Genomic DNA, 13,747 nt, shown 5'->3' on the forward strand with positions numbered 1-13,747 from the left:
CGTCGGAAAGTGAACGAACGTTATCCCCAGCATCGCGCACGCGGCAGTTTTACGGGACCCCGCGAGGGGGAAATCACATGGTGGGACATGAAGGCACACGGGGGACCGAGCCGCCCTCCGGGTGCCGACGGGAGGTCGGCCATGAAGGTCACCGGAGTATTGCCGCTCTTTCTCCCGCTCTGCCGCCGTCTGTGGCCCGGCAGGCTTGCCGGACTGTCGATGACGCTGCTCAGGGCGACGGCCCTGGACGCCGCGATCCTGGCCGGTCACCTCCTGCTGTATCCGACGGGCCTGATCCAGGAACGCCGCTGCGGCGGCGGATCCGACGGGGACGGCGCCGTCCGGCTGCCGGTCCGCCCGGCGCCGCCCGTCGTCCTGCTGCACGGTTTCATCGACAACCGTTCGGTGTTCGTCCTGCTCCGCCGTGCCCTGGCCCAGCACGGCAGGCACCGCGTGGAGTCGCTGAACTACTCCCCGCTGACCTGCGACATACGCACCGCGGCCGAGCTGCTCGGACGGCACATCGAGGAGATCTGCGAGCGCACCGGCTGTGCCCGGGTCGACATCGTCGGGCACAGCCTCGGCGGCCTGATAGCGCGCTACTACGCCCAGTGCCTGGGTGGTGACCTGCGGGTACGCACGCTGGTCACCCTCGGCACCCCGCACGCCGGGACGCGGGTGGCGCCGCTGGCGGACGCGCATCCCATCGTGCGGCAGATGCGGCCGGGATCGGCGGTGATCGAGGAGCTGTCCCGGCCCGCGCCGGGCTGCCGGACGCGTTTCGTGAGCTTCTGGAGCGACCTGGACTCCCTGATGGACCCGCTGGAGACGGCCTGCCTGGACCACCCCGACCTGGACGCCTGCAACGTCCGGGTGACCGGCATCGGCCATCTCGCCCTTCCCGTGCACCCCGCCGTGGCGGCCGGGATACGCGAGGCACTCGACGTCCCGCACCCCGGGGACCGGGCCGCCGACGGCCTGACGGTGGCCTGAGGCCGGCCGGTCCGGGCGGGGCCGGACGGGCCCCACCCGCGGCAGGGGCCCTGGGCGGGGCTCGCAGCGGGTACGGGCGGCACTCCGGCGGGGATCCGCGGGTAACGACAGCGGGGTCGCCCCCGTGGGAGGGCACAGACTCGGCACAGTCGTCACACAGCGGCCATATTGCCGCCAAACGTCGAACATTTTTCGAACGCAAGGCCAAGGTCCGGTCCGGGACCCGCCGAAACACAGCCGAATGCCCGTTTCCGGCCCACACGAAACCGGCCGAAGATTGTCGCGCCCAGGTACCGCCGGGTACAGTCGCCGCACTGCTCTGGCAGCCCCTGTTGTCGAGGCGAAAGAGAAGTTGGTGAACGACCGTCACCCGTCGGGGAGCACGACCACCCCGGCCCCGGCTTCCGACGCCTCCACCCCGCACTACGCGGCGTACGGGGCACAGGAAGTCCCTTACGACGACCTCACCACGTACGGCGGTTACGACGCCACTGGTTTTGCCGACGGTTCCACGGGGACCACGGCCTTCCACACCGACCCGCTCTTCGGCAGCCTCCCGGGCGACGAACAGCCCACCGGCGCCTACGACACCACGCAGTGGCACACCGGAACCGTCCAGACCCCGGCCTACGACGCGTACGCGGCCCAGCACCACGCCGCCTACGACTCCGGCGTCTACGACAGCACCGCCTGGTCCCTCCCCGCGCAGTCCGCCGGGAACGACGTCAGCGGCCAGTGGGACGCCAACTCCTGGCTCCAGTCCGACGGGTCCGGCGGCGCCGACGCCACCCAGCAGTGGGAGTGGGGCACCCAGTCCTTCGACACGGGCGCGTACGACGCCACGCAGTGGAACTCCGCCGGGCACACCGTGCCGGCGCAGCCGGAGCGGACCGGTGAACCGTTCGACCAGTTGCCCACCGCGACGTTCGAGGCGGTCGGTGACGCGCCGGCCCCGTTCGAGCAGATGCCGTACGAGGACGCCGACTTCGGCGACCACCACCCCGCCGACGAGGGCGAACCGGACTCCACCGGCGAACTGCCCGTGACCGGCCTGCTGGACGGCCAGGAGGAGATCAGCCCGGCGCCCGCGACCCGCGCGGGCTCGCGCAGCGGGGCGCGCTCCCGGCGCCGTACGCCCGCCAAACGCTCCGCGCTGCTGACCGTCGCCGTACCGTCGGCCTGTGTCATGGGGGTCGCCGGGATCGCCGCCGCCTCGGTCGGCGCGCTCGCCGACGACTCCAAGGACACCTCCACCAGCGCGGCGGACGCACAGCCGGTCAAGCCGTCGGTCGCCAACAGCAAGCTGGACAGCCAGCTCAAGACGCTCTCCGCCGGCGCCACCGACTTCGCCGACCGGGCGAGCCGCACCCAGGAGCGGATCGACCTCAAGGCACAGCAGGAGCTGGAGAAGAAGAAGGCGGCCGCGGAAGCCGCGCTCAAGGAGCGGCTGCGCCCCAAGTTCGCGCTGCCGGTCGCGCAGCACGGACTGAGCGCCTACTTCGGCCAGGCGGGCATCAACTGGATGTCGGTGCACACCGGCATCGACTTCCCCGTCTCCTACGGCACCACGGTGATGGCCGCCACCGACGGCACGGTCACCACGAAGTGGAACAGCGCCTACGGCAACATGCTGATCCTCACGGCGAAGGACGGCACGGAGACCTGGTACTGCCACCTGTCCAGCTACCGCGTCGCCTCCGGTTCGACCGTCAAGGCGGGCGAGCCGATCGCCTACTCCGGCAACTCCGGCAACTCCACCGGCCCGCACCTGCACTTCGAGGTACGGCCCGCGGGCGGGGCGGCCATAGACCCGCTGCCGTGGCTGCGGAGCCACGGGCTGGACCCCACCTGAGCCGCCGGGCCCCGCTCTCCAGCGGGGCCCTTCCGGTCTGCTACAGCTTCTCCACCGGCGCGTACCGCAGCAGCAGCCGCTTCGGCTTGGCGTCGCCGAAGTCGATCGTCGCCTCCGCGTTGGCGCCCGTGCCCTTCACCGCGACGACCGTGCCGAGCCCGAACTGGTCGTGGGTGACCCGGTCGCCGACGGCCAGCCCGACCACCGGCTTCTCCGCCGTGCGCCGCGTGGCGAACCCGGACGCGCCGGACGCCGAGGAACGCGACCGCGTCGAGGACAGCGAGGCCGCGATCCCGGACGCCGGCCCGGACGACACCGGCGCCGCCGCCCCCGTCCGCTTCCACTCCACATGGGTGGGCGGGATCTCCTCCAGGAAACGGGAGGGCGGGTTGTACGACGGCTGGCCCCAGGCGCTGCGCATCGCCGACCGCGTGAGGTACAGCCGCTCCCGCGCACGCGTGATGCCGACGTACGCCAGGCGCCGCTCCTCCTCCAGCTCCTTGGTCTGGCCGAGGGCGCGCATGTGCGGGAAGACGCCGTCCTCCATGCCGGTCAGGAACACGACCGGGAACTCCAGGCCCTTCGCGGTGTGCAGGGTCATCAGGGTGATGACGCCGTCGCCGTCCTCCTCGTCGGGGATCTGGTCGGAGTCGGCGACCAGCGCGACCTGCTCCAGGAAGTCGGCGAGCGTGCTCTGCTCGTCCTCACCGCGCTCCTGCTCGAACTCCAGGGCCACGGCGGCGAGTTCCTGGAGGTTCTCGATGCGGGTCTCGTCCTGCGGGTCGGTGGAGGCCTGCAGCTCGGCCAGGTAGCCGGTGCGTTCGAGGACCGCCTCCAGGACGGTCGCCGGACCCGCGCCGGACTCCACGATGGTGCGCAGGTCCTCCATCAGGGTGTTGAACCGCTTCACCGCGTTGGTGGAGCGCGCGGCCATGCCGTACGCCTCGTCCACCCGCTTCAGGGCCTGCGGGAAGCTGATCTTCTCGCGCTGGGAGAGGGCGTCGATCATCGCCTCCGCGCGCTCGCCGATGCCCCGCTTGGGCACGTTGAGGATGCGGCGCAGCGGCACCGAGTCCTCCGGGTTGGCGAGGACGCGCAGGTAGGCCAGGACGTCCCGGACCTCCTTGCGCTCGTAGAAGCGGACCCCGCCGACGACCTTGTAGGGCAGGCCGACGCGGATGAAGACCTCTTCGAAGACACGGGACTGGGCGTTGGTGCGGTAGAAGACGGCGACGTCTCCCGCGCGCGCGTCGCCCGCGTCGACCAGCCGGTCTATCTCCTCGGCGACGAACTGGGCCTCGTCGTGCTCGGTGTCGGCGACGTACCCGGTGATCCGGGCGCCCTGGCCGGCGTTGGTCCACAGGTTCTTCGGGCGGCGGGACTCGTTGCGCTCGATGACCGCGTTGGCGGCGGACAGGATGGTCTGCGTGGAGCGGTAGTTCTGCTCCAGCAGGATCGTCGTCGCGTCCGGGTAGTCCTCCTCGAACTGGAGGATGTTGCGGATCGTCGCGCCCCGGAAGGCGTAGATCGACTGGTCCGCGTCACCCACGACGCAGAGTTCGGCGGGCAGAACGTCGTACTCGCCGGGCGGGGTGTCGGCGTCCTCCGCGGCGCGCTCGCCGGTGCCGACGAGCTCACGCACGAGCGCGTACTGGGCGTGGTTGGTGTCCTGGTACTCGTCCACCAGGACGTGCCGGAAGCGGCGGCGGTAGTGCTCGGCGACGTCCGGGAAGGCGCGCAGCAGGTTGACCGTCGTCATGATCAGGTCGTCGAAGTCCAGCGCGTTCGCCTCGCGCAGCCGCGACTGGTACATGGCGTAGGCCTGGGCGAGGGTCTTCTCGAAGCCGTCCGTGGCCTGGGCGGCGAAGTCCTCCTCGTCGATCAGCTCGTTCTTCAGGTTGCTGATCTTGGCGCTGAACGACTTGGGCGGGAAGCGCTTGGGGTCGAGGTCCAGGTCGCGGCAGACCAGGGCCATCAGGCGCTTGCTGTCGGCGGCGTCGTAGATCGAGAAGGACGAGGTGAAGCCGAGCTTCTTGCTCTCCCGGCGCAGGATGCGCACGCACGCGCTGTGGAAGGTCATCACCCACATCGCGTTCGCGCGCGGGCCGACGAGCTGCTCGACACGCTCCTTCATCTCGCCCGCGGCCTTGTTGGTGAAGGTGATCGCGAGGATCTGGCCCGGATGGGCGTTCCGCTCCGCGAGCAGGTACGCGATGCGGTGGGTCAGCACCCGGGTCTTGCCGGAGCCGGCGCCGGCGACGATGAGCAGCGGGGAGCCGGCGTGCACGACCGCGGCGCGCTGGTTCTCGTTGAGCCCCTCCAGGAGTGCCGCCGGGTCGAGCACGGGGCGGGGGGCTCCGTCGCGGTAGTACGCGTCCCGGTCCGGTGGCACGTCGAACTTCCCACCGAACAGATCGTCCGGAACCTGCTCCGGAGTGTGATCGTCCTCGGGCGGCGGCGGGGGCTCCTCCTCGCGCCCGCGAGGGGCCTGGAGGTCCGCCAGGAAGCTGTCGTCAAAGAGGCTGCTCATCGCTCTCCGAGTCTAGGGCGCCCCACCGACAACCGGTCGCCGTCCCCGGAACCCGCCGCCTTCGCCGAAGCGTCCGTCTTCGCCCCTGCGACGCCTTTCCCCTGCTCACGCACGGGAAGCGCCCGGTCACGGACACATGAAACCGCCCCAAGGTCACGGAAATGTATCGGACATACCTCGCACCAACCTTCACAGAAGACACACGAGTTGGCTAGGTTGCCGTCAGGCCGCACGACCCCTCTCCGGCGAACCTCGCCGGGCCGCGCGGCCTCCGCCGAGTCCGGCGCGCCCCGCACGGTGCCCGGAGCCGGGGACCCACCGATCCTGGGGTGAATCGGCCGACTCCCACCGGGACGACGCCGTAGGGCAACCCTTCCGAGCATCCCGCCCGAACCCGACAGCTAACCCGGTAGGCGGCAGCACGGGAAGGAGTCGCCTCCCTTGGCGTCGCACCGCAAGCCGCGCCCCGGCGGAACCCCGGGAGCGGGCATCCGCACCCCCGCCCTCGCGGGCCCCGCCCTCGCCACCGCCGCCCTCGCCTCCGTGGCCGTCCTGCCCCAGACCGCCGAAGCCGCGCCGGCGGCCGGTGACGGCAGGCCGAGCCCGGAGGAGGTCGAGCGCAAGATCGAGGACCTCTACCGCAGAGCGGAGTCGGCGGCCGAGGCGTCCGCCGCGGGCCGGGAGTGGGGCGGACGGTCGGACCGGGGGGCCGCACGCGCGGAGCGCGGGACCGGACCGGGTGAGCGGGGGAAGGGACGTGCCGAACGGACCGAGCGCGGGACCGGGTGGACCGAGCAGGCCGAGTCGGCAGGGCGCGGGACCGAGCGGGCCGAGCGCCGGGCCGGGCGGGGTGCGCGGGGCGACCGGACCGCGGAGGGCGTCGGGGCGGCCGGGGCCGATGTTCCCCGCCCTGGGGGCGCTGACAGTCTTCAGCGGCTCCGGGACGAGGTAGCCCGGCGCGCCCAGCACCGCGCCATTCCCAGCCTGCGCGGCATGATCCCGGCCCAGCGGGGCACGGGCCGGGACGAGGACGGCCGCGCCACGGCGGGAGGGGCCACGCCCGCGGGGACCGCGCTCGCCGGCGGAACCACGCGCACCGGGGGTACGGCTCTCACGCCGCCCGTCCGCGCCACGCCCGCCGCCCCGCCCGTGCCGGACACGGCCCCCCTCGCGCCCGTGGGAGCCGGCGCCCTCACCGCCTCCCCCGACGCCGTACCGGCCGCCCCGCCCACTCGGCCCGCCCGGACCGTCGCCCGGGCCGCCGAAGCCGCTCACGTCCCCCACACCGCGACGGCGGCCTCCGCTCCCGCCACCGCGCAGGACACCGACTCCGGCCCCAAGGCGGCCAAGGCCGCCGTGCAGAGGAAACTCGCTCACGCGCGCGTGCTGCTGTCCGAGCGCATCGTCCAGGCCACCGCCGCGCCCTCGGGGACGTACGCGACCAAGGCCAGGAAGGCCATCGCGTTCGCCCGCGCCCAGCTCGGCAAGCCGTGCGTGTGGGGTGCGGCGGGTCCGGACTCCTACGACTGCTCGGGCCTCACCCAGGCCGCCTGGAAGTCGGCCGGCGTCACGCTGCCGCGCACCGTCCGCGAGCAGGCCGGCGCCGGGACACCGGTCGCGCCGGCCGACGCCCGCCCCGGTGACCTCGTCTTCTTCCACGACGACGCCCGCCATGTCGGGCTCTGCACGGGCGACGGCATGATGATCCACGCACCCAGGCCGGGCGCGTACGTCCGCGAGGAGCCGGTGTCGGGCACCGGCGAGCCGGCCGTCCACAGCGTGGTGCGGCCGGGCTGAGACGGGGGCGCGCCGGGGATCAGGCCCAGAGGACGGCGATGAAGACGTTGGCCGTGGTGAGCAGGCCGACCAGCCCGAAGAGGCCCTTGTCGATCCGTTCCTCGTCGCGCTTCACGTAGACCAGGCCGAGGATCACGATCAGCAGCGCCAGCTTCACGCCGATCTTGATGTTGTTGACGTGGTGGTCGTCGGCCTGGTCGAGTCCGACGAGGGCCACGCCGGTGACCAGCATGGTCAGTGCGCCGTGCAGCATCCCGGGCACGAACCGGGCCGCGCCCTGGCCCATCGCCTTCACCTGGGTGAGGAAACCGCCGAGCAGCGCGGCGATACCGATGATGTGCAGGCCGACGAAGAGATGGATGAGTGCGTCCATGGGGCCGGAGCCTAACCGTGAGCCACCGGCCCTCCTCCATCGGGCCGGAATATTGCATATATCCGCCCCATAGCACCCCACGACCCACGGCAGTCCCACTTTCCGCCCTTCGGTCACCACGCTCTGTAAAGGCGACGACTGCCGCCCGCGGACGCGGACACATCCGGTCACTTCACGGTCCGTCCGCACCAGTTCCGTACAGTCCGTTACCAAGCCGTCACTCTCCGGCCTACCGTCCTCCCCCAGGTGACCGGCTCTCCCCACCGCCGCCGGACCGGCGGCGGCAGTCGGCCACCACCGCCGAGAAAGGCCCCGCGGCGGCCCGCTCCCCCTGTGCGGGCCGCCGCGGAGCGTACCGACCGCTCGGTCGCAGGAGACGTACGGAAGGACGTGACGGTCCAGGTGGCATCCCACCGCAAGCCCCCGCAGCGCCCGCTCAGCGGTCATACGGCCCGGACGGCCGCCACGCTCGCCCTGGCGGGCGCGGCCGCCGCGACGGCCTTCGACGGGACGGGGCACGCCGAGCCGCAGCCGACGCCGGCGCAGGTGAAGGCCAAGGTGGACACGCTGTACCGGGAGGCCGAGGCCGCCACGGAGAAGTACAACGGGACGAAGGAGAAGGCGGACGCGGCCCAGCGGCGGCTGACCACGCTCCAGGACGAGACGGCCCGCGAGCGGACGAAGCTCGACTCGGCCAGGGAGGTGCTGGGTTCGTTCGCGGCGGCGCAGTACCGGGACGGCGGCATCGACCCGGCCTGGCAACTCGCCCTCTCCAGTGACCCGGACCGGTACCTGGACGGCGCCGCGTTCGCCGAGCGGGCCGGTGACCGGCAGGCCGCCGCGGTCTCACGGGTGCGCCGGCAGCTGCGGGAGATCGAGCGGTTGCGCGGTGCCGCGCGCATCGAACTGAGGTCGCTGCGGTCCCGGCAGGCGGAGCTGAACCGGCAGAAGAAGACCGTCACCGGCAAACTGGACGAGGCCCGGCGGCTGCTGGCGCGGCTGACTCCGCGGCAGCGGACGGAGGTCACCGGTGCCGGCGGCACGGGCGGGGCGCACGCCTCCCGGTCGGCCACGGACCCCAGGGAGCCGCTGGAGCGGGCCGGGTCCGCACCGGCCCCCACGGCACGCGCTGCGGCGGCCGTCGCCTACGCCTACGGCAAGCTCGGCAGCCCCTACGTATGGGGCGCGACCGGCCCGAACGCCTTCGACTGCTCCGGCCTGGTCCAGGCCGCCTACCGCTCCGCCGGCATCTCCCTGCCCCGCACCAGCTACGCCCAGATCAACGCCGGCCGGCGGGTCTCCCGCTCGGAACTCCAGCCCGGGGACCTGGTGTTCTTCTACTCCGGGATCAGCCACGTCGGCATCTACGTGGGCAACGGGCAGATGATCCACGCCCCGAATCCCTCGGCACCGGTGCGCCTGGCCCCGATCGACCAGATGCCGTTCGCGGGGGCGACCAGGGTGGCGTGAGGGTCCGGTGAGGGCGGGGCGGTGGCGGGGCCGTAGGGGTCAGACCAGCCGGCGCGCGGTCGCCCAGCGGGTCAGCTCGTGCCGGTTGGACAGCTGGAGTTTGCGCAGGACCGCCGAGACATGGGACTCGACCGTCTTCACCGAGATGTACAGCTGCTTGGCGATCTCCTTGTAGGCGTAGCCACGGGCGATCAGCCGCAGCACCTCGCGTTCCCGCTGGGTGAGGCGGTCCAGGTCCTCGTCCACCGGCGGGGCGTCGGTGGAGGCGAAGGCGTCCAGGACGAACCCGGCCAGCCGCGGCGAGAAGACGGCGTCGCCTTCCTGGACGCGGAAGATGGAGTCGATCAGGTCGGTGCCGGTGATGGTCTTGGTGACGTAGCCCCGTGCGCCGCCGCGGATCACCCCGATCACGTCCTCCGCCGCGTCCGACACGGACAGCGCGAGGAAACGGACCGGCTGCTCGGCGTCCGTCATCAACGCGGCGCACCGGCGCAGCACTTCGACTCCGCCACCGCCCGGCAGGTGGACGTCGAGCAGGACCACCTCGGGCCGGGTGGCGGTGATGACGGTGACCGCCTGGTCGACGTCCGCGGCCTCGCCGACCACCTCGACCCCGGTCTCGGCGGTCTGGCCGATCTCGGCCTGCACGCCGGTGCGGAACATCCGGTGGTCGTCCACGAGGACCACGCGTACGTGCCGCCCGCCCGCGCCGGCGTCACGCCGGCCGGACCCGGCCGCCTCCGCCGCTCCCCCCGCTGCCGTCGTGCCGTTCGCCTCGGTCGCGTCACTCATGACGTCTTCTCCGCCCTCTCCGTCTCCAGCTCGACCTCGGTGCCGCCGCCCGGCACCGCCCGCAGCCGGGCCGTACCGCCGTTGCGCTCCATGCGGCCGATGATCGATTCTCTGACACCCATGCGGTCGGCGGGTATCGCGTCGAGGTCGAAGCCGGGACCGCGGTCCCGCACGGACACGAAGACCGTCCTCCCCTCGACCTCGGCGTAGACCTGTACGGCACCGCCCTCGCCACCGTACTTGGCGGCGTTCACCATCGCCTCGCGCGCGGCCTGCATCTGCGCGGTGGTCTTCTCGTCGAGCGGGCAATCACCGACGATCACGACCTCGATGGGGACGCCGTGCTTGTCCTCCACCTCGGCGGCGTTGCGCCGGACCGCCTCGGCGACCGTGTCCGGCTCGTCGGCCTCGTCCTTGCCGGTGCCCTCCGGCTTGTAGAGCCAGGTGCGCAGGTCGCGTTCCTGGGCGCGGGCGAGGCGGCGCACCTCTCCTGCGTTGTCGGCGTTGCGCTGGATCAGGGTGAGGGTGTGCAGCACGGAGTCGTGGACATGGGCGGCGACCTCGGCGCGTTCCTGGGCGCGGATGCGCATCAGCCGCTCCTCGGACAGGTCCTGGGTCATGCGGACCAGGTAGGGGCCGGCGAGCAGGGTGATGCCGACGAGGACGGCGAGCGCGGCCTGCAGGACCGCGCCCAGGTGGGCGGCCGAGCCCTGCAGGACGAAGATGGCGGTGACGCCGGCCGTGACGAGCAGGACGCCGCCGGCCGCCCGGAGCAGGGTGAGCGTGCGGCGCCGCCGGCCGGCCTCGACCCAGCGGGCCCGGCGGGCGTTGTCCGCCTGCCGCCAGACGAGGGCGACGCCGGCCGCGACGAGCACGGCGGGCACGAGATACGCCTTGGCGGCGCTGCCCAGGTTGACACTGCCCACGAAGACCATGGACACGATGACCATGAGGACCAGGGCGACGATCTGGCCGAGGTCCGGCTTGCGGGCCACCAGTCTGCGGCGGCCGTCCGGCGAGGTCTCCGTGCCCACCAGCGAGGGTTTCTGGTCGCCGACGCCGCCGACGCCGAGCGGGACGAAGAACCAGAACGCGGCGTACAGCAGCGCTCCGAGTCCGTCGGCCAGGAACAGGCCGGCGAAGACGAGCCGCACCCAGACGACGGGCAGCCCGAGGTGCCCGGCGAGGCCCCGCGCCACTCCGCCGAGCCAGCGTCCGTCGCTGCTGCGGTAGAGCTTGCGCGGCGGCCGCGGGTCGTCGAGTGGCAGGCTTGCGGCTTCCGGCATGCCAACGATGGTCACACGGCCGGGCGGACGGAGCATCAGGGTCGGTCCCCGAGACGCCCCTGATCTTCCCTGGGGCCTCTCCGGAGGGGCGGGCCGGCCGGTGTTCCGCGGCGGTTCGCGCCGGTCGAACGCTTCCCCGCCCCGTCTCAGGGCCGAATTCAGGGTTGGCCCAGGGTCGTCCCGACTGCCGCGGCGGCGGCCGGGCCGTCACCATGGACGCATGACGGATCACGAGCACGCCGCGACGGGTCCGGGACCCGGCCCCGGCCCGCGCCCGGCCCCGGGCACCGGGCCGACGGATGCCGGGCCCGCCGCGACGGAGGAGACGGGAGCGGCGGGCAGCGGCACGCACTCTCCCACCGACGAGCCCGGACAGCCGGACGGCGCCGTTTCCGACCGGTTCCGGCGCGACCGCGGGCACAAGATGATCGCGGGCGTGTGCGCGGGACTGGGCCGGCAGACCGACATGGACCCGGTGATCTTCCGGGTCACGCTGGCCGTGCTGTCCGCGACCGGCGGTCTGGGCCTCATCTTCTACGGCTTCGCCTGGCTCCTGGTGCCGTACGAGGACGAGGAGGAGAACGAGCTGCGCAAGCTCTTCACCGGCCGGGTCGACGGCCAGGCCCTGGCCGCCGTGCTGTTCGCGCTGGTCGGCTGCGGGATCTTCCTGACGATGCTGAAGAACGGCGGGGTGCTGGCGTTCGCCACGGTGGTCTCGCTGCTGCTCGCGGGCGCGGGGTACTGGTCGCGGCGCCGTGGCGCCCCCGACCCGGACCCGCTGGCCGCGCAGGCCGCCGCCGACGCCCCGCCGGAGGCCCAGGCGCCGCCGGTGGTCACCTATCCCTCGTGGTGGCGGGACCCGATCGTCAAGGACGGCACCCATGTCGGCGGCACCGGCTATCTGTGGGGGCCGGGCGACGCCCGCGACCGGGACCTCACCTCGGTCCTGGACGTCGGCATCGCCGGTCCGTGGGCGCCCCACGGGACGGCACAGCCGCCGCGCTCCGCGCCCCCGGGACCGCGCGGCCCGCGCTGGATCGGCGGCTGGGTGTTCCTCATAGCCCTGCTGGCGGGCGGCCTGGGCGCCGGGATCGGCTGGCACACACAGCCGCTGGGCACCAGCCTGCAGACCGGTCTGGCGTGCGCGCTGGCCGTGTTCGGTCTGGGCATCACGCTCAGCGCGGTCCTGGGCCGGACGGGGGCCGGGACGGTGTTCCTGGCGCTGCTCACGGCGGCGCTGCTGGCCGGGGCGGCGGCCCTGCCCCGGGACATCACCACCGACTGGCGGGAGACGTCCTGGAGGCCGGGCGCGGCGGCCGGGGTGCGGTCCGCGTACGACCTCGGCACCGGGCGGGGCACCCTCGATCTGACCCGGGTGCACCCGGCGAGGGGGGAGACGGTCTCGACGGACGCCCGGGTGGGTGCGGGACAGCTGAAGGTGGTCGTGCCGGCGGACGCGCGGGTGCGGATGAGCATCGATGTGGGGGTGGGCGACATCCGGTTGCCCGGGGACAGCGGAAAGGACGTGGATGTGCAGCCGCGCAGGCACCGGGAGGTGATGCTGGCGCCGGCCGAGGGCGCCGCGAAGGCCGGCACGTTCGATCTCACGCTCGGCGTCGGAGTGGGACAGGTGGAGGTCAGCCGTGCTGCGTCATGAGTTCCAGCCGGGGAAGCTGGTCGCCGGACTCTTCCTCACCGCCACCGGCACGGTCTACGCGGGGGACGCGGGCGGTCTGTGGGACACCCCGTGGTTCGTCGCGGTTCCGCTGGTCGTGGGGGGGCTCTGTCTGGCCGGGGCGACGGCCGTGCTGGCCCGTGGGATGCGCGGACGGGGCGGTGCGGAGGAGGGTCAGCGGTAGCCGCCGGCCCGTCGACGCCGAGTCCGCCAGGCCGCGTCCAGGGAGAGGTAGGGGGCGCCGGCGAGGACCAGGGGGAGCCAGGCCATCAGGTAGGCGAGGTCGTTGCCGTAGTAGTAGGGGGTCGTCGCCCAGCTCACCGTCAGCCAGAGGCTGAGCGAGATCAACGCGCCGCCGAGGGCGGCCAGCCGGCCGAACAGTCCGAGCAGGGTGCCGAGGCCGACGGCCACTTCACCGAGGGCGATGCCGTAGCCGAAGCCGACCGGGCTCTTCAGGGCCAGGTCGACCAGGGCCGGGATGGCCGCCGAATCACGGGCCGCCCGCATGGTCTCGCCGATCGAGCCGACGCCGCCGGACTGCATGAACGCGCTGTCGGTGAGCTTGTTCAGGCCGGCGTAGGCGAAGGTGATGCCCAGGAAGAGGCGCAGCGGCAGCAGGGCGTGGTGGGCGGCGGTGTCCCGCCAGGTGCGGGGGCTGCCCAGCCCGGTGGTGTGTGTCTCCGTCCGCATGCCGTACGTCATCGCCGCAGCCGCCTCTCGCCCGCCGTCCCCCCATTGACCATACGTATGACGAAGGGGACAGGTTCAATCCTCTCCGGATGATTTTCCGGATTCCGGCGCCCTGCGCGAGCGGCGGCCGTGCAGATGGGGGTGGGACGGTGGGACCGGCCTACGCGCGGATCGGCTCTACGGGAGAGGACGGGCCCAGGGGGTCCCCGAGGACCCCACCCCAGGGGCCGGTTCGGCGGCGGTGCAGAAAGGGCCCCCTTCCTGGTCGTTCCGCTGTCTCCCCAGTCGT

Annotated in this window: 11 protein-coding genes and 1 riboswitch; of the genes, 6 read left to right on the top strand and 5 right to left on the bottom strand. The window is 72.9% G+C overall.

Annotation, left to right across the window (positions count from 1 at the left end; translation table 11 throughout):
- Window positions 1-141 precede the first annotated feature (141 nt).
- Together ACZ4VF_RS18315 and ACZ4VF_RS18320 are read left to right on the top strand one after the other, a co-directional pair.
- Window positions 142-993, top strand: coding sequence for an esterase/lipase family protein (locus ACZ4VF_RS18315; protein ID WP_467927024.1), 852 nt, complete (start codon window positions 142-144; stop codon window positions 991-993).
- Between the two features lie 355 nt (window positions 994-1,348).
- Window positions 1,349-2,845, top strand: coding sequence for a M23 family metallopeptidase (locus ACZ4VF_RS18320; protein ID WP_467927025.1), 1,497 nt, complete (start codon window positions 1,349-1,351; stop codon window positions 2,843-2,845).
- Between the two features lie 40 nt (window positions 2,846-2,885).
- On the opposite strand, the gene pcrA is transcribed toward ACZ4VF_RS18320, so the two are convergent.
- Window positions 2,886-5,375 (bottom strand): DNA helicase PcrA, encoded by a 2,490-nt coding sequence (gene pcrA / locus ACZ4VF_RS18325; protein WP_467927026.1) that lies wholly within the window; start codon window positions 5,373-5,375, stop codon window positions 2,886-2,888.
- Between the two features lie 262 nt (window positions 5,376-5,637).
- Window positions 5,638-5,806: riboswitch (cyclic di-AMP (ydaO/yuaA leader) on the top strand.
- Window positions 5,807-5,816: 10 nt separating this feature from the next.
- On the opposite strand from pcrA, the gene ACZ4VF_RS18330 reads away from it, so the two are divergent.
- Window positions 5,817-7,172 (top strand): C40 family peptidase, encoded by a 1,356-nt coding sequence (locus tag ACZ4VF_RS18330; protein WP_467927027.1) that lies wholly within the window; start codon window positions 5,817-5,819, stop codon window positions 7,170-7,172.
- Between the two features lie 19 nt (window positions 7,173-7,191).
- Here ACZ4VF_RS18330 and ACZ4VF_RS18335 read toward each other — a convergent pair whose 3' ends face one another.
- Window positions 7,192-7,545 carry a hypothetical protein gene (locus tag ACZ4VF_RS18335; RefSeq protein WP_467927029.1) on the bottom strand — a complete coding sequence of 118 codons (354 nt, stop codon included), beginning with the start codon at window positions 7,543-7,545 and terminating at the stop codon, window positions 7,192-7,194.
- A gap of 402 nt (window positions 7,546-7,947) precedes the next feature.
- On the opposite strand from ACZ4VF_RS18335, the gene ACZ4VF_RS18340 reads away from it, so the two are divergent.
- Window positions 7,948-9,015, top strand: a complete 1,068-nt coding sequence (locus ACZ4VF_RS18340) for a C40 family peptidase (RefSeq protein WP_467927375.1) — start codon at window positions 7,948-7,950, stop codon at window positions 9,013-9,015.
- A 39-nt stretch (window positions 9,016-9,054) separates the two neighbouring features.
- Here the strand turns inward: ACZ4VF_RS18340 and ACZ4VF_RS18345 are convergent, their stop codons facing one another.
- Window positions 9,055-9,807, bottom strand: a complete 753-nt coding sequence (locus tag ACZ4VF_RS18345; RefSeq protein ID WP_467927030.1) for a LuxR C-terminal-related transcriptional regulator — start codon at window positions 9,805-9,807, stop codon at window positions 9,055-9,057.
- The gene (locus ACZ4VF_RS18350; protein ID WP_467927031.1) at window positions 9,804-11,093 is read right to left on the bottom strand and encodes an ATP-binding protein; all 1,290 of its coding nucleotides are present in this window, start codon (window positions 11,091-11,093) and stop codon (window positions 9,804-9,806) included. The genes ACZ4VF_RS18345 and ACZ4VF_RS18350 overlap by 4 nt, the downstream gene beginning before the upstream one ends.
- A 220-nt stretch (window positions 11,094-11,313) precedes the next feature.
- Here ACZ4VF_RS18350 and ACZ4VF_RS18355 point away from each other — a divergent pair, with 220 nt between their 5' ends.
- Both ACZ4VF_RS18355 and ACZ4VF_RS18360 read left to right on the top strand, forming a co-directional pair.
- Window positions 11,314-12,750, top strand: coding sequence for a PspC domain-containing protein (locus tag ACZ4VF_RS18355; RefSeq protein ID WP_467927032.1), 1,437 nt, complete (start codon window positions 11,314-11,316; stop codon window positions 12,748-12,750).
- Window positions 12,737-12,952 carry a hypothetical protein gene (locus tag ACZ4VF_RS18360; protein WP_467927034.1) on the top strand — a complete coding sequence of 72 codons (216 nt, stop codon included), beginning with the start codon at window positions 12,737-12,739 and terminating at the stop codon, window positions 12,950-12,952. The genes ACZ4VF_RS18355 and ACZ4VF_RS18360 overlap by 14 nt, the downstream gene beginning before the upstream one ends.
- Here ACZ4VF_RS18360 and ACZ4VF_RS18365 read toward each other — a convergent pair.
- Window positions 12,943-13,470, bottom strand: coding sequence for a DoxX family membrane protein (locus tag ACZ4VF_RS18365; RefSeq protein WP_467927035.1), 528 nt, complete (start codon window positions 13,468-13,470; stop codon window positions 12,943-12,945). The genes ACZ4VF_RS18360 and ACZ4VF_RS18365 overlap by 10 nt on opposite strands.
- Window positions 13,471-13,747 lie beyond the last annotated feature (277 nt).

The organism is Streptomyces sp. NPDC029151 (assembly GCF_055564315.1).

What these genes read in the sequence shown, in the direction of transcription:
- ACZ4VF_RS18315 (WP_467927024.1), top strand. Translation starts at nt 142, where the DNA reads ATGAAGGTCACCGGAGTATTGCCGCTCTTTCTCCCGCTCTGCCGCCGT.
- ACZ4VF_RS18355 (WP_467927032.1), top strand. Translation starts at nt 11,314, where the DNA reads ATGACGGATCACGAGCACGCCGCGACGGGTCCGGGACCCGGCCCCGGC.
- ACZ4VF_RS18335 (WP_467927029.1), bottom strand. Translation starts at nt 7,545, where the DNA reads ATGGACGCACTCATCCATCTCTTCGTCGGCCTGCACATCATCGGTATC.
- ACZ4VF_RS18365 (WP_467927035.1), bottom strand. Translation starts at nt 13,470, where the DNA reads ATGACGTACGGCATGCGGACGGAGACACACACCACCGGGCTGGGCAGC.
- ACZ4VF_RS18350 (WP_467927031.1), bottom strand. Translation starts at nt 11,093, where the DNA reads ATGCCGGAAGCCGCAAGCCTGCCACTCGACGACCCGCGGCCGCCGCGC.
- pcrA (WP_467927026.1), bottom strand. Translation starts at nt 5,375, where the DNA reads ATGAGCAGCCTCTTTGACGACAGCTTCCTGGCGGACCTCCAGGCCCCT.
- ACZ4VF_RS18345 (WP_467927030.1), bottom strand. Translation starts at nt 9,807, where the DNA reads ATGAGTGACGCGACCGAGGCGAACGGCACGACGGCAGCGGGGGGAGCG.